Raw genomic sequence first — 20906 nt, 5'->3', positions numbered from 1 at the left:
CGCTTGCCGACGCCTGTGGCGCGCGGCTTTTTTGTTTTGGAGCCTCTGCCACCCTTACGGTCGCCGCAGAGCTTTCTTTTTTCTGATCGCTGTTTCTTTTCTCTGGAGCCTCTCCCCCATGGCCAACACCACTGCGATGGCCAATGCAATCCGTGCATTGGCGATGGATGCCGTTCAACAAGCCAACTCCGGCCATCCCGGCGCGCCCATGGGCATGGCGGAGATGGCCGTGGCACTGTGGAGCCGCCACCTGCGTCACAACCCGGCCGACCCGCGCTGGGCCGACCGCGACCGCTTCGTGCTCTCCAACGGCCATGCCTCGATGCTGCTGTATGCGCTGCTGCACTTGAGCGGCTACGACCTGCCCATGCAGGAGTTGAAGAACTTCCGCCAACTGCACAGCAAGACCGCTGGCCACCCAGAGGTGGATGTGACCCCCGGCGTGGAAACCACCACTGGCCCGCTGGGCCAGGGCGTGACCAATGCCGTGGGCTTTGCGCTGGCTGAAAAGCTGCTGGCCGCCGAGTTCAACCGTCCCGGCCATGCCATCGTTGACCACCACACCTATGTCTTCCTGGGCGATGGCTGCCTGATGGAAGGCATCAGCCACGAGGCCTGCGCGCTGGCCGGAGCCTGGAAGCTGGGCAAGCTCATCGCGCTGTACGACGACAACGGCATCTCCATCGACGGTCAGGTCGCGCCCTGGTTCGTCGACGACACGGCGCAGCGCTTTGCTGCCTACCAGTGGGACGTCATCGGCCCCATCGACGGGCACGACGTGCAAGCCCTGGATGCCGCCATCGCCAAGGCCAAGGCCGTGCAGGACAAGCCCAGCCTCATCATCTGCAAAACCCACATCGGCAAGGGCAGCCCGAACCGCCAGGACAGCGCCAAGGCCCATGGCGAGCCGCTGGGCCACGAGGAAATCGCCCTGGTGCGCCAAAACCTGCCCTGGCCGCACGCGCCGTTCGAGATCCCGGATGACGTCTATGCCGACTGGGACGCCAAGGCCGCCGGTGCGCGCGCCCAGCAAGACTGGCAGCAGCGCTTTGAGGCCTATGCCGCCGCCCACCCCGAGCTGGCCGCCCAGTTCACGCGCCGCATGGCCGGCGCCCTGCCCAAGGACTTCCACCAGACCGTGGTGGACATGGTGGTCGATGCGCACACCAAACAAGAGAAAGTCGCCACGCGCAAAGCCAGCCAGATCGCGCTGGAAGCGCTCACCCGCAGCCTGCCTGAGCTGCTGGGCGGCTCGGCCGATCTGACCGGCTCGAACCTGACGCAAACGGCCAGCACGCCTGCGCTGCGCCTGGATGCGCAAGGCGCGGTGCAGCGCGACGAAGCCGGCCAGATTGGCCGCCACATCAACTACGGCGTGCGCGAGTTCGGCATGGCCGCGATCATGAACGGCATCGCGCTGCACGGCGGCTTCATCCCCTACGGCGGCACCTTCCTGACTTTCAGCGATTACAGCCGCAACGCCATCCGCATGGCCGCGCTGATGAAGCGCCGCGTCGTGCACGTCTTCACGCACGACTCCATCGGCCTGGGCGAGGACGGCCCGACCCACCAATCCATTGAGCACGCCGCCAGTTTGCGGCTGATCCCGAATCTGGACGTCTGGCGCCCGGCCGATACCGCCGAAACCGCCATCGCCTGGGCCGAGGCGCTGCTGCAGCACGATCGCCCCACGGCCCTGCTGCTCTCGCGCCAGGCCGTGCCCTATGCAGCCAAGAAGGACGTGGCCGACATCAAGCGCGGCGCCTACGTGCTCAGCGAGCCGGCCGATGTGGGCCTGAAGAAAGCCGCGCAGGCCGTGCTGCTGGCCACCGGCACCGAAGTGGCGCTGGCGCTGCAGGCGCAGCAACTGCTGGCGCAGCGCAAGATCGCCGTGCGCGTGGTCTCCATGCCCAGCACCACGGTGTTCGACCGCCAGGACGTCAAGTACCAGATCAAGGTGCTGCCGGAAAAGCTGCCGCGCATCGCCGTCGAAGCCGGTGTGACGCAGTTCTGGTGGAAATACGGCTGCGCCGCCGTGGTGGGCATCGACTGCTATGGCGAATCGGCCCCGGCGGCCGATCTGTTCCAGCACTTTGGCTTCACCGCCGAGAACGTGGCCGACACCGTGCAAGCAGCCCTGCAGCGCCGCAAGCGCTGACATTGCTTGTCCCCATGTACGGGATGGCACCTGTTGTGCCTCGTACATGGGCTTTGTCTTGTCAATGCCGCAGACGGTGGGGGGCCATCAATGGCCCATCAGCTGTTGCCCAGATTCGAATGGAGCCAGCAACAGAATCCAGGCAGGTTTTGATTGGCGTCGTCAACTCGGTGTCGTTCAGGCCAGCTCGGCCTGGGCCAGCGGCAGCGCGCGGGCGTCTTTTTCCGATAGCTGCGGCTGCTCGATGCCGTGCTCGGCCAGTGGCCAGGCAATGCCGATGTCCGGATCGTTCCAGGCAATGCTGCGCTCGTGTTCAGGCGCGTAGTAGTCCGTGGTTTTGTAGAGGAAGTCGGCGCTGTCGCTGAGTACGACGAAGCCATGCGCCAGACCCGGTGGCACCCATAGCTGACGCTGGTTGTCCTCGCTCAGCTCCACGCCCACCCAGCGGCCAAAGGTGGGCGAGCCGCGGCGGATGTCCACGGCCACGTCGAACACGGCGCCGCGCACCACGCGCACCAGCTTGCCTTGGGGTTGTTGCAGCTGGTAGTGCAGGCCGCGCAAGACGCCTTTGCGGCTGCGGCTGTGGTTGTCTTGCACGAAATCGAGCTGCAGTCCGGTGGCTTGGGCAAAGGTGCGGGCGTTGAAGCTCTCCAGAAAAAAGCCGCGTGCGTCGCCGAAGACCTTGGGCTCCAGGATCAGCACGTCGGGAATGGCTGTGGCGCAGGTGTGCATGGTGTGGCTATGGGGTCAGTCGCGAATCATGCGCAGCAAGTACTGGCCGTAGCCGCTCTTGGCCAGTGGCTGGGCCAAGCGTTCGAGCTGGGCGCTGTCGATGAAGCCCTTGCGCCAGGCGATCTCCTCGGGGCAGGCGATCTTCAGGCCCTGGCGGCGCTCCAGCGTGGCAATGAATTGGCCAGCATCCATCAGGCTGTCGTGGGTGCCGGTGTCCAGCCAGGCGTAGCCGCGCTTCATGATTTGCACGTTCAACTGGCCCTGCTGCAGGTAGGCCTCGTTGACCGAGGTGATCTCCAACTCGCCGCGGGCGCTGGGGCGCACGGCCTTGGCGATTTCCACCACCTGGGCGTCGTAGAAATACAGCCCGGTGACGGCGTACGAGCTTTTGGGTTGCTGCGGCTTTTCCTCGATGGAGACGGCCTTGCCCTGGGGATCGAAGGCCACCACGCCATAGCGCTCGGGGTCGTGCACGTGGTAGGCAAATACCGTCGCGCCTGCGCTGCGGCCATCGGCCTGGGTCAGCAGGGTCTCGAAATCGTGCCCGTAGAAGATGTTGTCGCCCAGCACCAGGGCGCTGGGCGCACCGGCCAGGAACGACTCGCCGATGAGAAAGGCCTGGGCCAGCCCATCGGGGCTGGGCTGCACGGCGTACTGCAGGTTCAGCCCCCAGGCGCTGCCATCGCCCAGCAGTTGCGCAAAGCGCGGCGTGTCCTGCGGCGTGCTGATGATGAGAATGTCCCGGATCCCGGCCAGCATCAGGGTCGAGAGCGGGTAATAAATCATCGGCTTGTCGTAGACCGGCAGCAGCTGCTTGCTGATGGCCAGTGTGGCCGGGTGCAGGCGCGTGCCGGAGCCGCCAGCGAGAATGATGCCTTTGCGGGCTGTGGTTTGAGCGGGCATGGTCAAGGCGTGGGGCAAGCTCACAAAGTGCTGCGTTTGCTCGCGATGGGAGGCTGCAGAGGATCAGCCAAATTCACGCGCCATTTCCCGAGCGCGGTCGTGGCTGGCGCGCATGGCGGCGATGAAGTGCTGCTGCATGTGCTGGGCGTCCATGGCCTGTGTGGCGGCGAAGGTGGTGCCGCCTTTGGAAGTCACGCGCTGGCGCAAAACTTCGGGCGATTCAGGCGATTGTGCTGCCAAGGCCGAGGCGCCGGCGAAGGTGGCCACGGCCAGCTGGTAGGCCTGCTCGGGTGTGAGGCCCAGTTGCGTGCCGGCTTCGCGCATGGCCTCCAGGAAATAGAACACATAGGCCGGGCCGGAGCCCGACAGCGCGGTCACGGCGTCCAGCAGCGACTCTTGCTCGACCCACAGCGTCTGGCCCACAGCCGCGGCAATGGTTTGTGCCTTGCTGCGATCGGCTTGGCTGGCGCTGGCGGTGGCGAACAGGCCGGTCATGCCCTGGCCCAGCAGGGCAGGGGTGTTGGGCATGGCGCGCACGATGCGCACATCATCGCCCAGCCAAGCCTGCATGGAGGCGGTGGTCACGCCGGCGGCGATGCTCAGGTGCAGGCATTGCTGGCTGCTCAGCAGCGGGCGCGCCGCGAGCATGGCGTCCTTGAGCACCTGGGGCTTGACGGCCCAGACGATGGTGGCCGCCAGTGGCGCAGCAGCGCTGGCGCCCAGCGCCTGCAGCGTGCCGGCAGTGCGGATGCCAAAGTCTTGGGTCAGGGCCTCGCGTGCAGCGGCATTGGGCTCAATGGCGGCCAGGGCGGGGGCGGGCTGGCCGTGCTGGCGCAGGCCGCCGATGATGGCGCGGGCCATGTTGCCGCCACCGATGAAGACGATGTCTGGTTGCATGGTCAGAACCTGTTCAAAATCTCGGTGCGAGTGGGCAAGAAGCGGTTTGGGAGATGGCTGCAAGGCGCAAAACACATCCATGGCAAGAGCTATGGTGAGGCTTTGCGGGCACCGCAGGCGGCCCAAATCCGCGCTCTTGCCCGCGGTGAAGATATTCTGAACAGGCTCTCAGGCTCCTGTGCGTGCGGGCAATGCGGGGTTGCGGCAAGTGGTGGCTTGCGTGGCCACGGCCGGTTTGCGTTGCACCAATGACACTACTGGGGCGCGACGAGGCCTGTGCTGATGGCGCATGGCGCGCCGTTGCAGTGAGAAAAGCGCCGGGCGTGGAAAGCGTAGGCAGCCCGCTCTTCACAGAAAGCAAGCCGCCACAGCAGGCGCAAGACTGCTGCCCGGGCAGGTCAGGGATCAGGAGCCGCCGCTGTGCGCGCGCTTGCCCGGGTTCTTCTTGCTGCGAGTGTGCACGCCGCGCTCCTTGCTCACGCGCTGGCCGCCGCCATGCTTGGGCATGGCGTAGCCTTTGGGGGCGGGCAGTGGCGGGGTGAATTTGCGATCGGCTTCGGTAACGATTTTGTTGCCCATGACGGCTCCTGCGGAAGGGTAGGGCGGCGCGAATCGGGCAATGCGCGCCGACCTGATGGGTCAAGCGCATTGCCCGTTGGCGCCCCAGCCTGGGGGCCAATGGCCGCGGGAAAACGCGCGATTCTAATGCATGGCGCGCAGGCCCTAGTAACTGCGCCCGGCGCGGTACATGGCGTGCTGGCGGCGTTGCAAGGTGGTGGTTTTCTGCAAGGCGCTGTGGGTGCGCTGGGCATGGGCGTGGGTGATGGCCAGGCCCAGGGCGTCGGCAGCGTCGGTGCCGGGCAGGCCGGGAAGTTGCAGCAGGCGGCGCGCCATCTCCTGGATTTGCGATTTGGCTGCACGGCCGTGGCCGGTGACGGCTTTTTTCATCTGTAGCGCGGTGTACTCGGCCACCGGCAGTCCCTGGGCTACCAGCGCCGTGACGCAGGCGCCGCGCGCTTGGCCCAGCAGCAGTGTGGATTGCGGATTGACGTTGACGAAGACGATTTCCACGCAGGCCTGGTCGGGCTGGTACTGGCGGCTGAGCTGGGCGATGCCGTCGAACAGGATTTTCAGGCGCGCGGGCAGGTCGCCACGCGCCACGGCGTTGGTCTTGATGGTGCCGCTGGCCACGTAGTGCAGCTGCGTGCCGTGTACGTCGATCACGCCAAAGCCGGTGGTTTGCAGGCCGGGGTCGATGCCAAGAATGCGCATGGAAAGATGAGGCTCAAGGGGCTGGCGATGGTAGCGCAATGGCCGGCATGCGCTGCACGATGACCTGGGTGCGGCGGTTCATGTAGGGGCTGTGCGGCGCCAGGCCCAGGCGCCTTGGCTGCGGCAGCATGACAGCCAGGCGGGCGCTTTGTGCGGCATTGAGCTGGCTTGCGCTGACGCCAAAGTAATGCTTCGCTGCCGCTTCGATGCCGTAGATGCCAGTGCCCCATTCGACTTGGTTGAGGTAGAGGTTGAGGATGCGCTGCTTGGGCAGCGTCGCTTCGAGCATCCAGCTCAGCAGCAGCTCCTGGCCTTTGCGCAGCAGGCTGCGCTGGCCCGAGAGGTGTAGGTTCTTGGCCAGTTGCTGGGTAATGGTCGAGCCGCCCAGCAGCCGCGACTGGCCCTGGGCATTGCGCCGCCAGGCTTGTTCGATGGCGCGCCAGTCAGCGCCGCTGTGCTGGAAGAATAGATTGTCCTCGGCTGCGATGACGGCTTTGCGCGCATGGTCGTTGATGGCCCCACTGGGCACGGGCTGGTGCAGCCAATGGCGGCCCTGGGTGTCCTGCCTGCCTTGCAGGATGTGCCACAGCGCGCTGCGCTGGAAGGCGGTGGAGCCTGGCTCCAGCCAACGCAATGCCAGGCTGTGCGCCATAAAGTAAAGCTGCAGGCACAGCCCGGCCAACAGCAGCATGCCCAGCCAGCGTTTGCAGAACAGAATCAGACGCCGCACCAAGCCTGGGCGCACGTTGGTGGCGGGCACTGGTTGGGCCAGGGGCATCAGGGCGCGCTGATCTGCTGGCGCAGCGCCGCCAGCACAGGCGCGCTGGGCGGGCGCAGGCCGCGCCAGAGCGCAAAGGATTCGGCTGCCTGCTCCACCAGCATGCCCAGGCCATCGCGCGTACGGACGTTCTGCCCCTGGCTGCTGACCCATTGCAGAAAGGGCTGGGCGGCAGCGCCGTACATCATGTCGTAGGCCATGGCACCAGGCGCCAGCAGGCGCGCCAGGTTCTGGATGGGCAGTGCAGCGCCTTGCAGGCTGCTGGCCGTGGCGTTGATGAGCAATTGCATGGCCGGCAGCGGCGTGTGGCCGATCTCGTCCAGCGCCAGGGCCTGCAGCTGCACGCCGTGCTCGGCGGCCAGGGCGGCGTGGCGCTGCGCCAGGGCCTGGGCGCGCTCGGCGCTGCGGTTGGCAATGTACAGGCTGGCGGGGCCGGCCTGCAGCAGCGGCGCCAACGCGCCTGCGGCCGCGCCGCCAGCGCCCAGCAGCAGGATGTGCGCGCCGGCCAGGCGCAGCCCGGCGTTGTCGCACAGGTCGCGCACCAGGCCTAGACCATCGGTGTTGAAGGCCTGCACCGGGCCTTGCGGGCCGTTGAGCACCAAGGTGTTGGCGGCCTGGGCCAGCTGCACGCGCGCATCGCACTGGCTGGCCAGTTGCGCGGCCTGATGCTTGAAGGGGACGGTGATATTGCAGCCTTTGATGCCGTGCTGGCGCAGGCTGTCCAGAGTCTGGGCAAAGTCCTCCAGGGGGCTCAGGCAGCGGGCGTAGACCAGGCGCTGCCCGGTAAGTTGGGCGAAGTGCTGGTGGATGGCGGGCGAGCGGCTGTGGGTGATGGGGTTGCCGATGACCACGTAGGCGTCTTGCCCTTGGGCAATCAGTTCTGCCAGTTCAGCCTGTGTTGCAATGTCTTCAGGCATGGGCTGTGCGGCGGCGGGTGTGGGGGCGTTAGGCATAGGCTGCGCGAGCCTGTGGCGCTTGCTCACTGTTGGGCAGGCCTGCTTTGCAGCTGTGTGGCCAGTGTGGCGTCGCGGCGGAATTCGAAGGTGGAGGTAAAGCCGATCTGGTCGGCCGTGCGGCGGATTTCCGGCGAGAAGGGGCCGAACGGCCCGGCGGCGTGCACGATGGATTGGGCGCGCACGTCCAGCGCCAGATTGCCCGAGCTGGTATCGACCTCGGCCGAGAGCACGCTGCCGTCGTGGTCGATCATCACAGTCAGGATCAGCTTGCCGTAGAGCTTGCGGCCGTTTTGCGTCGGGAAGTTGCTGGTGCCGCGCTCCTCAATGCTGCGGCGCACGTGGTCCAGGTAAAGGGCTGTGACCGAGTCTTGCGTGGCCGGGCTGATGTAGCGCTTCTTGGGGCGCTCGTTTTCTTCCTTGACGAGCCGCTCGATCTCGGCAAGCTGCTCGACCAGCAGCAGGCGCTTTTCCTCCTGTGCAACTTCTTCCGGGGTGCGATCGGTGCGGCGCGGGTCGGGCACGGGCAGTTGCGCAACCTGCTCGCGCAGCTCGGCCAGCAGGCGGTTTTGGCGCTCGCGCGGGGTCTCCTGGCGCTGCTGGGCGTCCTCGGTGTCGCTGCCAATGCGCGTGAGCGCAGCGTAGGGCGTGGGGCTGGTGGCGCGGCCGCTGTCGGCATCGCCGCCGCCGGCCAGCGCCACCTGGGCCACGGCTTTGCTTTCCTCGGGGCGCTCGTCGTCACTTCGGGCGTTGACGAGGATGACCTCCAGCGGCTGGGCGCTGAGCGTACGTTCAAAGGCCTCTGGGCTGACGAAGCGAATCGTCAGCAGCACGGCATGCACGACCAACGAAGCGATCAGAGCGATCGAGAAGGCCGAGAGGTTTCTGAAGTGGGCGAGCAGCTTGTTCACGGCGGCCGATTATGCGTGCATATGGGTGGGGACTTCAGGCTGCAGGCGCGCCGATGGCTGCGCTGTCGTCCTCTGGCGACACTTCCAGCGCGATGTGCAGGGCCGGGGAGAGCTGGGCGTCCTCTTGCTCGGCATCGTCGCCGCCGATGTCCTCGGCGCTGGCGGGGCCGTCCAGGCGGGCGATGACGCTGGCGCCGATGTCCAGCGCCAGCAAATCGGCCTGGCCCAGGCGCAGGCGCACGCGCGTGCCGCGCACCAGCTCGCTGCCGCCCGGCACGCGCAGCACCAGCGGCAGGGTGTCGGCGCGCGCCAGCGCGGGCTCGCCGTTGATGGCGTCGCGGATGATGGCGGCATCCAGCTCGGTGATCTGGTTTTGCTGCAGGTAGCGCAGCGTCCAGTAGCGCTCCATGTCGGATTGGTAGCGGTTGTAGGCGGTGTAGGCGGCATCGAAGGCGCTGATGATGGAGAACAACTCCGCATCCTTGGGCTTGAAGGGTGCGCTCAGCGCGGCCGTTTGCCCGCCTTGCACGGCGGCGATGATTTGCCACTGGTTGACCAGATCCACATAGCGGCGCAGCGGCGAGGTGCTCCAGGCGTAGCTGGGCACGCCGATGCCTGCATGGGGCAGCGCCTTGGTGCCCATGCGCACCTTGACGCCCGGCGCCAGGCTGTGCTGGCTGCGGTAGATGGCCGGCACGCCATAGTGCGCCAGCCAGCCGCCCCAGTGGCTGTTGGCCACGATCATGGCCTCGGCAACGATCAAATCCAGCGGCGCGCCGCGCTGGCGCGTGGTGATCTGCACGGTTTCATCGCCTGTGGGCAGATCGCCCTGCTGCCCCAACAGGCGGAAGTTGTAGTCTGGGCGGCTGAAGTTCTCGGGCTTGCCGCGCACGTCTTCGCGGCGCTGCTTGAGCGTCTGGGCCAGCCGGTAGAGAAAGGCCAGCTGAGGCCGAAGCGCCAGCAGCTCGGCGCTGGCGTGGGCATCGGCTGCTTCGGCGGTCGGCAGCTGGGCATCGGCCAGCCAAGCCTCGGTGACGATGTGGTCGATCTGGTCGTGGCGCAGGTTGTGGCTGGTCTGTACGCGCTCGATGCGGGTTTCGTAGGCCGTGGGTGTGAGGCTGGCCTCATCGATGCGCACGTACAGCGATACGGCCGGGTTGGCGCGCCCAGCATCCAGCGTGTATTGCTGCACCACGGCATCGGGCAGCATGGTCAACTTGGCGCCTGGCATGTAAACGGTGGACAGGCGCGCGCGCGCCAGCTGGTCCAGCGCATCGCCGGGGCGGATGGCCAGGCCCGGCGCGGCGATGTGGATGCCCAGCGTGACTTCGCCGCTGCCCAGGCCCTGCACGGACAGCGCGTCGTCGATTTCCGAAGTGCTGGAGTCGTCGATGGAAAAGGCCTCTACAGCCGCCAACGGCAACTGGGCATCGGGCTCGGGCGCAGCGACGGGGGCAAAGGCATGGCCCTTGGGGAATTGCTCGAACAGAAAGCGCTGCCAGTGAAATTCGTAGCACGAGGCAATGGCGCCAGCGTTTTGCAGCAGCGTCAGCGGCGGCAGCTGGGTCTGGCGCGCAGCCTCGACCACGGCCTTGTACTCAGGGGCGTTCTTGTCGGGCTTGAAGAGGATTTTGTAGAGCTGCTGACGCACTGGCTCGGGCGTCTGGCCGCTGGCCAGCTCGGCGGCCCAGGCATCGATTTGCAGCTGCTGCTGGCGCTTTTTCTCGATCGCCGCCAGAGCTTGCTTGAGCACGTCCTCCGGCGCTTTCTTGAAACGCCCCTTGCCGGCGCGGCGAAAGTAGTGCGGCGCCTCGTGCAGGCGCAGCAGCGCGGCCACCTGGTGGGCCAGGCTGGCGTCGGCGCTGAAGTATTCACGTGCGAAATCGACAAAGCCGAATTCGTCTTCAGGGGCAAATTCCCAGGCCAGATCCAGATCGATCTCGGGTGCCAGGGTCTGTGCGCGGGCCAAAAGCTCCTGCGGGCTGGGTTGGGCAAAGCTCAACAGGGCGTTGGCTTTCTTGACCTTGACGCGCTTGCCGCTGTCAAGCTCGACCTGGGCAGAGGCATCGGCCTCGGAGAGGATGCGGCCGGCCTGGAATTTGCCAGCTTCTTCAAACAACAAATACATCGGCGTATTCTCGCACGCCCGGTTTGTCGCTTGGCGGCGGTGGCGGGGTTCTCAAAGCCGTTCGAAATCTATGCACGGTGTGCAATCAAGCGGATTTGGGCGGTCTGCGGTCTGCGGCGCTCGCAAAGCCTTGCAGCCCATCGCAAACCACTTCTTGCCCACTCGCGCCGAGATTTTGAACAGGTTCTCAGGCTTGCAGATGGCGCAGCACCAGCTCGCGCAGCAGTGGTAGCTTGCCGGTGAACAAGTGACTGGCGCCGGGTACGACCAGCACCGGGTGGCTGCGCGGGCGCGCCCAGTCCAGCACCAGCGGCAGTGGCACGCTGGTGTCGTGCTCGCCGTGGATGACCAGCGGCGCGCCGATGGCATCGGGGGTGGCGTAGTGGCGCTGGGCATTGACTTGGCCGCAAGGCATGGCCGCCAGCACCAGCCGCGCGGCGGGCTGGCCCTGTTGCTGCAGGCGCTCAGCCAGCAAGGCTTGCACAAAGGCGCCAAAAGAAATGCCCAACAGGGCAATGGGCAGATCCGGCTGCGCGCTGCGCACGGCCTGGTACAGGGCGTACAAGTCCTGGGCTTCGCCCTGGCCGTGGTCGTACTGTCCGGCGCTATCGCCCACGCCGCGGAAGTTGGGGCGCAGGGTGCTCCAGCCAGCCTGGCACAGGGCTTGGGCCAGAAACTGCGGCAGCTTGTGCCGAGCGCTGCCGCCCAGCAGTGGTTGAGGGTGGGCGATCAAGGCAATGCCGCGCGGCGGCTGGGCGCAGGCGGCATCGATCAGCACCTCCATGGGGCCGTGGGGCAGGGCGAAGTGCTGCACGCCGCTGTGGCGAAGATCAAGCATGGCAAAGGCCGGCAGGATGGAGGTGGTGATCGGGTAGGCGCTTTGAACGGGCCCTGGTTATGGCGCTGCAGTGTTGTCGTGATCGTTGGCTGCGGTGCTGGCAGCGGTGCTCAAGTCGATGCGCGTCCAGTGCAACCCCTGGTCGCTGCGCAGGCGCAGGGCCTGCAGGCGCGGCGGCTGGGCATCGGCATCCCAATCGGAGAGCACGATGCGCGCCAGGCCCTGGCCCAGGGCGTGCTCGCCAGGGCAGTGGGTATGGCCGTGGATCAGGGTGGCGCAGCTGCTGTGCTGCAGCCACTGGCAGGTGGCGGCGGGGTTCAAGTCCACATAGTTGCTGCTGTCCTGCCCTTGCTTGCGTTGCTCGCTTTCGCTGCGGATGTGGCTGGCCAGTGTGCGCCGCGCCGCCAGTGGCTGCGCGAGAAAGTGTTGTTGCCACTGGGGCTGGCGGCTCATGGCGCGGAACTGCTGGTAGGGCAGGTCGTCGGTGCACAGCGCATCGCCATGCGAGAGCAGCCAGCGCGGCGCATCGGGACTGCTGCCCAGTTGCAGCACACAGGGGTCTGGCAGCAACTGCACGCCCGTGGCCTGGGCAAAGCCCTGGCCGATCATGAAATCGCGGTTGCCGTGCATGAGGTACAAGGCCTTGCCCGCCTGCGTGCAGGCGCGCAGCAGCTGGGCGGCCTCGGCCTCGAAACTGCCGGGCTCGCGCAGGGCGTCGTCGCCCACCCAGACCTCGAACACATCGCCCAGCAGCAGCACGTGCTGCGCCGGGGTGTGGCGCAGGTAGTGCGCAAACGCTGCCCAGGTGCCGGGCTGGCTGCGCTGCAGGTGCATGTCGGCCACGCAGTCGATCACCAGCGGCGCGGCGCCCTGCGGCGGCAGGGGCAGGCGCAGCTGGCCAATCTGCGGGGGCAGCGCTGGCACTGTCGCTGGCGTTGGCGGGCTGGCGGGCGCCATGGGGCTGCTGTTACAGCGCCACAGCCTTGGTGATGACCACGTCGTCCTTGGGCACGTCGTCATGGAAGCCGCGGCGGCCGGTGGCCACGGCCTTGATCTTGTCCACCACTTCCGTGCCTTCGACGACCTTGCCGAACACGGCATAGCCCCAGCCGTCCTGGCCGGGGTAGTTGAGAAAGTCGTTGTTGTTCACGTTGATGAAGAACTGCGCCGTGGCCGAGTGTGGCGCGCTGGTGCGGGCCATGGCGATGGTGTATTGGTCGTTCTTCAGGCCGTTCTTGGCCTCGTTCTCGATCTCCGCGCCGGTGGGCTTTTGCTTCATGCCTGGCTCGAAGCCGCCGCCCTGGATCATGAAGTTGCCGATGACGCGGTGAAAGATGGTGTTGTCGTAGTGCCCGCTGTTGACGTAGGAAAGGAAGTTGGCGGTGGACTTGGGGGCTTTTTCAGCGTCCAGCTCGACGGTGATGACGCCGTGGGTGGTGTGCAGTTGAACCTTGGGATTGCTCATGGTGTGCTTTCAGTGAAGGGATGAAAATCAATCGACCTTGGTGGCCGAGAGGATGGTGATGGTCTCGGCCGGCACGTTCTGGTGCGGGCCTTTGCTGGTGGTGGATACGGCCTTGATTTTGTCCACCACGTCCATGCCTTCGACGACCTTGCCGAACACGGCATAGCCGGGGTTGCCGGGGGTGGCGTTGAGTGGCACGTTGTTGTTGACGTTGATGAAGAACTGGCTGGTGGCCGAGTTGGGCACCATGGTGCGCGCCATGGCGATGGTGCCGCGCTCGTTCTTCAGGCCGTTGTCTGCCTCCAGCACGATGGGCGCGCGCGTGGGCTTTTGCACCATGTCGGCGCTGAAGCCGCCGCCCTGGATCATGAAGCCGTCGATGACGCGGTGAAAAATCGTGCCGTCGTAGTGCTTGTCCTGCACGTACTGCAGGAAGTTTTCCACCGTCTTGGGGGCTTTTTGCGGCTCAAGCGCGACAACGATGTCGCCCATCGAGGTGCTGAGCTTGACGCGCGGCTGGCTGGCGGCGGGCTGCTTGTCCTTGCCTTGGGCGGCTGCCGGGCTGGTCAGCAGCATGGCGGCGCAGGCGCTGAGGCTGGCAGCGGCCAGCAGGCGGCGCAGGGTCAGGCGTTTGGCTGGGCGGGTGTGCATGAAACGGGTTCCTTGTGTGGTGAGATGGATGGGAGGGGGCGGCAGGGCCGGCAGTGCAGTGCGGGCCGCGTGGCGCTGGCCATAGGGCATAGTGTGAACAGGCCCTATCGGCAAAGTTCCCCGGTGGGGTGCCTCATGGCTTGGCCGGGGCGGCTGCGGGCGGCGGCGCGCTGCTGCCAGTGGTGGCTTGCACGGCCTGTTGCAGGGCCTGCAGCCGCTGTGCAGTGCTGGCCTGCGGGGCCAGCTGCTGGGCGCTGTGCAGGTGCTGCACAGCCTGCTGCACCAGCACATCGGCCAGGTTGGCGTGGGCCTGGGCGTAGTCGGGGTTGTTGCGCAGGGCTTCTTGCAGCAGGCGCTGGGCCTCGTCGAGCCGGCCTTGCCCGGCGCGGATCACGGCCAGGTTGTTCCAGGGCTCGGGCAGCTCTGGGTAGGTTTGGGTCAGCTGCGTGAGGCTGGCATCTGCGGCCTGGGTCTGCCCCAGGGCCAGCTCGGCATTGGCTTTGAGGAATTGCAATTGAGGGTCGCGCGGCGCAGCTTCGATGGCGCGCTGGGCCAAGCTCAGCGCCTGTGCGGCTTGGCCGCCTTGCAGCAGGCGGGCGATCTCCGTGTGCTCGACCGTCTGGGCCAGTGCCTGGCCTGCCAGCAGCGCAGCGGCCAGCAAGGCGGCACTGGCCTGCAGCCAGGGCATGGTGGGCAGCACACGGAGCCGGCGCAGACGCGCGGCGGGCTGGAGGGGCGAGGCAATCGTCCGAAATGAAAACATGGGCGCGTAGTATAGAGACACCAGCCATGCTGGCACGCCGATGCCGCAGCGCTGCCCCAGCCCATGGGGCCTGCGGCAAAACCCCGGATAATCGCGCCTTTTGCCATTGACGAGGGCAGTGCCTGCCAGGCCGGTCGCGGCGGGCCGGATGCCTTGGTTCGACAGGATGGTTTCTGCCATGGGTCTTCGCATTTACAACACGCTCACGCGCGCCGTGGGCGACTTCACGCCGCTGGAGCCCGGCCATGTGCGCATGTACGTTTGCGGCATGACGGTGTACGACTACAGCCACCTGGGCCATGCGCGCTCCATGGTGGCGTTTGACGTGGTGCAGCGCTGGCTCAAGGCCAGTGGTTATCGCGTCACCTATGTGCGCAACATCACCGACATCGACGACAAAATCATCCGCCGCGCCGCCGAAAACGGCGAAACCATCCGCAGCCTGACCGACCGCATGATCGCCGCGCTCAATGAGGACGCCGATGCCCTGGGCATCGAGCGCCCCACGCACGAGCCGCGCGCCACCGACTACGTGCCGCAAATGCTGTCCATCATCGGGACGCTGGAGGCCAAGGGCCTGGCCTACCGCAGCGGCAGTGGCGATGTGAACTACTCGGTGCGCAAATTCCCCGGCTACGGCAAGCTCTCGGGCAAGTCCATTGAGGAGCTGCGCGCGGGCGAGCGCGTGGCCGTGCTCGATGGCAAGCAAGATCCGCTGGACTTCGTGCTCTGGAAAAGCGCCAAGCCCGAGGAGCCCGAGCAGGCCAAGTGGGACAGCCCCTTCGGCCCGGGTCGCCCTGGCTGGCACATCGAATGCTCGGCCATGGGCTGCGCGCTGCTGGGCGAGCATTTCGACATTCACGGCGGCGGGGCTGACCTGGCCTTCCCCCACCACGAGAACGAGATCGCGCAAAGCGAAGGCGCACACGGCAAGCCGCTGGCCAACGTCTGGATGCACAACGGCTTCATCAATGTGGACAACGAGAAAATGTCCAAAAGCCTGGGCAACTTCTTCACCATCCGCGACGTGCTCAAGGCCTTCGACGCCGAAACCATCCGCTTTTTCATCCTGCGCAGCCACTACCGCAGCCCGCTGAACTACAGCGACGCACACCTGAAGGACGCGCGCGCCGCCCTCAAGCGCCTGTACACAGCGTTGGATGCCGTGCCGCCGGCTGCTGTGGAAATCGACTGGGCGCAGCCGCTGGCTGCACGCTTCAAGGCGGCGATGGACGAGGACTTTGGCACGCCCGAGGCGGTGGCCGTGTTGTTCGAGCTGGCCGGTGAAGTCAATCGCAGCCAGGATGCGCAGCTGGCCGGTCTGTTGCAGGCCCTGGGCGGCGTGCTGGGCATTTTGCAGCGACCGCCGCAGCAGTTCCTGCAAGGTGGCGTCGATGACGTGGATGCGGCAGCCATCGAGGCCTTGATCGCCGAGCGCGCCGCAGCCAAGGCTGCGCGCGATTTTGCCCGCGCCGACGCGCTGCGCGATCAGCTGCTGGCACAGGGCATCGTGCTCAAGGACTCGGCCCAGGGCACGACCTGGGAAAAAGCCGCGCCGTGATGCGTGCGCCCTACAATTGAACGCCTTTGCCGGTGCGCGCCACAGCGCTGCGCACCGGCCTTGCCTGGCCGGGCTGTTGCCCTACGGCTGGCATTGCCCGCACTCGCCTTTTCTCGACCATGGCCAAGAAGAACTACCTCGACTTCGAACAACCCATTGCCGATCTGGAGCAGCGCATCGACGAGTTGCGCCTACTGCACGAAGGCAATGAATCGGTCAACCTCAGCAGCGAAATCGAGCAGCTGACCCGCAAGAGCCAGCAGCTCACGCGCGACATCTTCAAGAACCTCTCGCCCTGGCAGACCACCAAGGTCGCGCGCCACCCCGACCGGCCCTACACGCTGGACTACGTGCGCGAGATCTTCACCGACTTCACCGAGCTGCACGGCGACCGCCACTTTGCAGAGGACGCCTCCATCGTCAGCGGTCTGGCGCGCCTGGATGAGCAGCCCTGCGTGGTGCTGGGCCACCAGAAGGGCCGCGACACCAAGGAGCGCGCGCGCCGCAACTTCGGCATGACCAAGCCCGAGGGCTACCGCAAGGCGCTGCGGTTGATGCAGCTGGCGGAGAAATTCCGTCTTCCCGTCTTCACCTTCGTTGACACCCCTGGCGCCTACCCTGGCATCGATGCCGAGGAGCGCAACCAGTCCGAGGCCATCGGCCGCAACATCTTCGAGATGGCCCAGCTGCAAACCCCCATCATCAGCACCATCATTGGCGAGGGCGGCTCTGGCGGCGCGCTGGCCATCAGCGTGGCCGATCGCGTCATCATGCTGCAGTACTCGGTTTACTCGGTCATCAGCCCCGAGGGTTGCGCCTCCATCCTGTGGAAGACCGGTGAGAAAGCCGAAGAAGCCGCACAGGCGCTGGGCATCACCGCGCAGCGCCTGCAGGGCCTGGGGTTGATCGACACCGTGGTCGATGAGCCGGCCGGCGGCGCACACCGCGATCACAAGCACATGGCCTACCAGCTCAAGCGCGAGCTGTTGGCAGCTTTGGGCACGCTGCGTGAGCTGCCGCTCAAGGATCTGCTGGAGCGCCGCTACCAGCGCATCATGCACTACGGCAAGTTCAACGAAACAGCTGCCCCAACCCGGCGCTAACGCCCCGGCACGGGGGCTTCGGTGAGGAGTTGGATGGGGCGCATTGCCAAGCCATTGCCGGGCGGGGCAGGCCCGGCGCTTGATGCCATGCCCATGCAGCGGGCCGATGGCGGCGGCGCAGCAGCGTTTGTGACTACACAAGCCACACAGGCGGCATTCGAGCAGGCTCTGGCGCGCTTTGCCCCCAGGCTGCCGCTGGCTGTGGCCTTCAGCGGCGGCGCGGACTCCACCGCATTGCTGCTGGCCTGCTGGCGGCGCTGGCCCCAGCAAGTGGCGGCCATCCACGTGCACCACGGCCTGCAACAGGCCGCTGACGACTTTGCCAGCTTCTGCCGCGACTTCTGCGCGCAGCACGGCATCGCCCTGCAGATCGAGCATTGCGACGCACGCCCTGGCAGCGGCCAAAGCCCCGAAGACGCTGCGCGCCAGGCGCGCTATGCCGCATTGGCGCGTGGTGTGGCGGCGCTGCGCCTGCAGCAGGGCTGGGCACAACAGCCGGACATCGCACTGGCGCACCACGCCGACGATCAGGCCGAAACCCTGCTGCTGGCCCTGAGCCGTGGCGCCGGCCTGCCCGGCCTGGCGGCCATGCCCGCCAGCTGGCAGCGCCAGGGCCTGCACTGGCACCGGCCGCTGCTGGCCGTGCCTGGCGCGCAACTGCGCCAATGGCTGCAGGCTCAGGGGCAGGGCTGGGTCGAGGATCCCAGCAACACCGATGTGCGCTACACCCGCAACCGCATCCGTCAGCAACTGCTGCCCGTGCTGGAGCTGGCCTTCCCGGGCTTTCGCCAGACCTTTGCGCGCAGCAGCGCCCACGCGGCGCAGGCCCAGCAAATCCTGCATGAATTGGCCGAGCAAGACCTGCGGCACATGGGCGCGCCGCCAGCCATCGGCGCCCTGCAGCAACTGAGCCCCGGGCGCCAGGCCAATGCGCTGCGCCACTGGCTGTGGCACAGCCACGCCACCGTGCCCAGCGCTGCGCAGTTGCAAGAGCTGCAGCGCCAGATCATGGCCTGCACCACGCGCGGCCATGCCATCAACCTGCGGCTGGGGCGCGGCCGCGTGCAGCGCCAGGGCGAGCACCTGCTGTGGATAGAATAGTCAGCTTTGCGCGGCGCCCGCTGCAGGGTGGCGCGCCTTGGTGCAGCAGCGCGCGGCACCGCATTTCATTCATGTACGAAGATGGCACTGATTGTTCATAAATACGGCGGCACCTCGATGGGGACCACCGAGCGCATCCGCAACGTGGCCAAGCGCATCGTCAAATGGGTGAGGGCCGGCCACCAGGTGGTCGTTGTCCCCAGCGCCATGAGCGGCGAGACCAACCGCCTGCTGGCCCTGGCCGCCGAGCTCGAACCGGCCGAGCGCAGCGCGCAGACTTGCCGTGAGCTCGATGCGCTGGCTGCCACGGGCGAGCAGGCCTCCTCCGCGCTGCTGGCCATCGCGCTGCAGGCCGAAGGCCAGCCAGCCATCAGCTTCACTGGCTGGCAGGTGCCAGTGCGCACCAACAGCGCTTATATGAAGGCGCGCATCGAGTCCATCGAAAGCACGCGCATCCGCAAAGAACTTGACGCGGGCCGCGTGGTCATCGTCACCGGCTTTCAGGGCATCGACGAGCAAGGCCACATCACCACCTTGGGGCGGGGCGGCTCGGATACCTCCGCCGTGGCCATCGCTGCCGCCATCAAGGCCGATGAATGCCTGATCTACACCGATGTCGATGGCGTCTACACCACCGACCCGCGCGTCGTGCCCAACGCCCAGCGCCTGAAGACCATCAGCTTCGAGGAAATGCTCGAACTGGCCAGCCTGGGCTCCAAGGTGCTGCAAATCCGCTCCGTGGAATTCGCCGGCAAATACCGCGTGCCGCTGCGCGTGCTCTCGAGCTTCACCCCCTGGGACATCGACCTGGCAGAGGAAGCCGCCTCGGGCACACTGATCACTTTCGAAGAGGACGAAAAAATGGAAAAAGCAGTCGTTTCAGGCATTGCCTTCACCCGCGACGAAGCCAAAATCTCGGTGCTGGGCGTTCCCGACACGCCCGGCATTGCCTATGCCATCCTCGGGGCCGTGGCTGAGGCCGGCATTGAGGTCGATGTCATCATCCAGAACCTCAGCAAGGACGGCAAGACCGACTTCAGCTTCACCGTCAGCCGCGCCGATTACGACCGCGCAGTCAAGGTGCTTAACGAGAAAGTGCTGCCCAACCTGGATCAGGGCGCCAGCCTCGACGGCAACAAGCAAATCAGCAAGGTCAGCATCGTCGGCATCGGCATGAAAAGCCACGCCGGCGTGGCCAGCACCATGTTCCGCGCCCTCAGCCAGGAAGGCATCAACATCCAGATGATCTCGACATCGGAAATCAAGACCTCGGTGGTCATCGACGAGAAATACGTCGAGCTGGCCGTGCGCAGCCTGCACACCGCCTTCGGCCTGGACGGCGAGGTCAGCATCGAAGTGCCCAAGCGCAACGACGAAAAGTAAGAGAAAAGCTGGCAACTTGCCAAAGCGGGCGAAAAAATCAGGCATAATCGCATGCTTTGCGGAGACGTGACCGAGAGGCCGAAGGTGCTCCCCTGCTAAGGGAGTATGCGGTGATGAGCTGCATCGAGGGTTCGAATCCCTCCGTCTCCGCCAAATACAAAGCCAAGTGATTGCTCACTTGGCTTTTTTTGTGCACATCTCTGGCGCTGCAGGATTCGAAATTTGTGCCCAGTTGTGTAGCTCGCGATGAGGGGAAATTGCGCAGGAATACGATCAAGTCGTCGAGCAGCCCGGTGTTTGCCCAATCTCGTACTGCGTGCCAAGCAGCGGGTCGTGATGATTTGCTTGTTCAAAGCTGCTGCAGTCGCCGCCAACTTGCGCAAGTGCAGTTTGGGCAACCTTTCACAAACCCCGACTTCAGATAACGCCACCTGGATTTTGGCGGCACCGATCAGCGCCTTGGCATCAAACAGGCACAGTAGCCACAGAAAGCGGCGGCGCAGCGCGAAGTCGATCTGCCCGATGGAGTGGCCATCAGCTTCATGGCGCTGACTGATTACATACAGATCGTTGGGAGCGACATATGGGCGCCATGCAGATCACAGGCAATGATGCAATCAAGCCTCATGCAACGAGGCCTGCTCATCCTGCAGATGGAGGCTTGGCGATTGCGCTGGCTTTTCCGGCGGCGCTTCGATGTCGGCCAGGGTCTTCTCCAGCTTTTTCACGGAGACGTCAAGCCCGAATTTGCCCATGATGGTGCCGATGCCGTCCATGATCGGCATGACTTCGGCCAAGCTGGCAACGTCCGGCGGACGGCTGCTTTGGTTGATGCGGCAAAAGTATTGGATGATCCTGCCGTTTTCGATGGGCTTGACCCAGCCGTAACGCCTTTCATCGGTCTGCAAGGTGTGGATGCCTTCGCCCCCCTCGGGAATGATGAGCACCCAACGGGAGCCAAAGTGGCGGCCAAGCCGCGCCAAAGTCAGGCGAAAGTCATCCCGCTTGCCGATATTGCTCACTACAAAATGGGTCTGCGGTGATGGCCAGTGAAGGGTGAGCACCTGCACGCCGTAGCGGCGGCGCTCCAAGAACGCCCGCAGCAGGCGGGCTTGCCGCTGCGGTTCGTCGGTTTGGTCGTCCAGGATGCCGATGATGGCGACATCGTGCTGTTGGGCGCTTGCCAGGATCTTGTCCAGAATACGGCGGGAAAAATCGTTGATTTCTTGAGTCATGACACGCTCCTTGTTGAATGTGACCGGCTGGGCAGGTCAATGGCTGCAACATTCAGGATTTTGTCACTGGCATT

General features: G+C 65.8%; 20 protein-coding genes and 1 tRNA gene. 6 read left to right on the top strand and 15 right to left on the bottom strand.

Annotation, left to right across the window (positions count from 1 at the left end):
• The first annotated feature begins 118 nt into the window (after nt 1-118).
• The gene (gene tkt / locus CK620_RS07565; protein ID WP_095549784.1) at nt 119-2158 is read left to right on the top strand and encodes a transketolase; all 2040 of its coding nucleotides are present in this window, start codon (nt 119-121) and stop codon (nt 2156-2158) included.
• 177 nt (nt 2159-2335) lie between these two features.
• Here tkt and rfbC read toward each other — a convergent pair whose 3' ends face one another.
• The 14 genes from rfbC to CK620_RS07500 form a co-directional block, all read right to left on the bottom strand.
• Nucleotides 2336-2890 (bottom strand): dTDP-4-dehydrorhamnose 3,5-epimerase, encoded by a 555-nt coding sequence (gene rfbC, locus CK620_RS07560; protein WP_095549783.1) that lies wholly within the window; start codon nt 2888-2890, stop codon nt 2336-2338.
• A gap of 15 nt (nt 2891-2905) precedes the next feature.
• Complete coding sequence (gene rfbA / locus CK620_RS07555) at nt 2906-3793, bottom strand: glucose-1-phosphate thymidylyltransferase RfbA (protein WP_095549920.1); 888 nt, start codon at nt 3791-3793, stop codon at nt 2906-2908.
• Between the two features lie 63 nt (nt 3794-3856).
• Nucleotides 3857-4690 carry a pyrroline-5-carboxylate reductase gene (gene proC / locus CK620_RS07550; protein ID WP_095549782.1) on the bottom strand — a complete coding sequence of 278 codons (834 nt, stop codon included), beginning with the start codon at nt 4688-4690 and terminating at the stop codon, nt 3857-3859.
• A gap of 405 nt (nt 4691-5095) precedes the next feature.
• Complete coding sequence (locus CK620_RS14060) at nt 5096-5269, bottom strand: hypothetical protein (RefSeq protein ID WP_172424212.1); 174 nt, start codon at nt 5267-5269, stop codon at nt 5096-5098.
• Between the two features lie 144 nt (nt 5270-5413).
• On the bottom strand, nt 5414-5962 hold the full coding sequence (ruvC, locus tag CK620_RS07545) for a crossover junction endodeoxyribonuclease RuvC (RefSeq protein ID WP_095541501.1): 549 nt from the start codon (nt 5960-5962) through the stop codon (nt 5414-5416).
• 13 nt (nt 5963-5975) lie between these two features.
• On the bottom strand, nt 5976-6740 hold the full coding sequence (gene mtgA / locus CK620_RS07540) for a monofunctional biosynthetic peptidoglycan transglycosylase (protein ID WP_095549781.1): 765 nt from the start codon (nt 6738-6740) through the stop codon (nt 5976-5978).
• Nucleotides 6740-7615 (bottom strand): shikimate dehydrogenase, encoded by an 876-nt coding sequence (aroE, locus tag CK620_RS07535; RefSeq protein WP_420894216.1) that lies wholly within the window; start codon nt 7613-7615, stop codon nt 6740-6742. Before aroE ends, mtgA begins: the two co-directional genes overlap by 1 nt.
• Nucleotides 7616-7719: 104 nt before the next feature.
• Nucleotides 7720-8604 (bottom strand): energy transducer TonB family protein, encoded by an 885-nt coding sequence (locus CK620_RS07530; protein ID WP_420823116.1) that lies wholly within the window; start codon nt 8602-8604, stop codon nt 7720-7722.
• Nucleotides 8605-8638: 34 nt separating this feature from the next.
• The gene (locus tag CK620_RS07525; protein WP_095549779.1) at nt 8639-10732 is read right to left on the bottom strand and encodes a ribonuclease catalytic domain-containing protein; all 2094 of its coding nucleotides are present in this window, start codon (nt 10730-10732) and stop codon (nt 8639-8641) included.
• A 187-nt stretch (nt 10733-10919) separates the two neighbouring features.
• The gene (locus CK620_RS07520; RefSeq protein WP_095549778.1) at nt 10920-11570 is read right to left on the bottom strand and encodes an alpha/beta hydrolase; all 651 of its coding nucleotides are present in this window, start codon (nt 11568-11570) and stop codon (nt 10920-10922) included.
• 57 nt (nt 11571-11627) lie between these two features.
• Nucleotides 11628-12527, bottom strand: coding sequence for a UDP-2,3-diacylglucosamine diphosphatase (locus tag CK620_RS07515; RefSeq protein ID WP_095549777.1), 900 nt, complete (start codon nt 12525-12527; stop codon nt 11628-11630).
• A 10-nt stretch (nt 12528-12537) separates the two neighbouring features.
• A complete protein-coding gene (locus tag CK620_RS07510; RefSeq protein ID WP_095549776.1) occupies nt 12538-13035 on the bottom strand; it encodes a peptidylprolyl isomerase in 498 nt (165 codons plus the stop codon).
• Between the two features lie 27 nt (nt 13036-13062).
• Complete coding sequence (locus tag CK620_RS07505) at nt 13063-13611, bottom strand: peptidylprolyl isomerase (protein ID WP_275249198.1); 549 nt, start codon at nt 13609-13611, stop codon at nt 13063-13065.
• A gap of 208 nt (nt 13612-13819) precedes the next feature.
• Nucleotides 13820-14449 (bottom strand): tetratricopeptide repeat protein, encoded by a 630-nt coding sequence (locus CK620_RS07500; protein ID WP_179290600.1) that lies wholly within the window; start codon nt 14447-14449, stop codon nt 13820-13822.
• A 178-nt stretch (nt 14450-14627) separates the two neighbouring features.
• On the opposite strand from CK620_RS07500, the gene cysS reads away from it, so the two are divergent.
• From cysS to CK620_RS07475, 5 genes are all read left to right on the top strand, one after another.
• A complete protein-coding gene (gene cysS, locus CK620_RS07495) occupies nt 14628-16010 on the top strand; it encodes a cysteine--tRNA ligase (protein ID WP_095549774.1) in 1383 nt (460 codons plus the stop codon).
• A 119-nt stretch (nt 16011-16129) separates the two neighbouring features.
• Nucleotides 16130-17113 carry an acetyl-CoA carboxylase carboxyltransferase subunit alpha gene (locus CK620_RS07490; protein WP_095549773.1) on the top strand — a complete coding sequence of 328 codons (984 nt, stop codon included), beginning with the start codon at nt 16130-16132 and terminating at the stop codon, nt 17111-17113.
• A 93-nt stretch (nt 17114-17206) separates the two neighbouring features.
• Nucleotides 17207-18214: a tRNA lysidine(34) synthetase TilS gene (gene tilS / locus CK620_RS07485; protein WP_179290604.1), complete on the top strand. Its 1008-nt coding sequence runs from the start codon at nt 17207-17209 to the stop codon at nt 18212-18214.
• Between the two features lie 81 nt (nt 18215-18295).
• Nucleotides 18296-19597 (top strand): aspartate kinase, encoded by a 1302-nt coding sequence (locus CK620_RS07480; protein ID WP_095549771.1) that lies wholly within the window; start codon nt 18296-18298, stop codon nt 19595-19597.
• A gap of 60 nt (nt 19598-19657) precedes the next feature.
• Nucleotides 19658-19750: transfer RNA gene (locus tag CK620_RS07475), tRNA-Ser, on the top strand.
• Nucleotides 19751-20214: 464 nt separating this feature from the next.
• On the opposite strand, the gene CK620_RS07470 is transcribed toward CK620_RS07475, so the two are convergent.
• Nucleotides 20215-20832: a hypothetical protein gene (locus tag CK620_RS07470; RefSeq protein WP_095549770.1), complete on the bottom strand. Its 618-nt coding sequence runs from the start codon at nt 20830-20832 to the stop codon at nt 20215-20217.
• Nucleotides 20833-20906: the final 74 nt, after the last annotated feature.

This window comes from Vandammella animalimorsus (assembly GCF_002285285.1).
GTDB classification, from domain to species: domain Bacteria; phylum Pseudomonadota; class Gammaproteobacteria; order Burkholderiales; family Burkholderiaceae_C; genus Lampropedia; species Lampropedia animalimorsus.
This window is presented reverse-complemented; position numbering and strand designations above follow the sequence as displayed.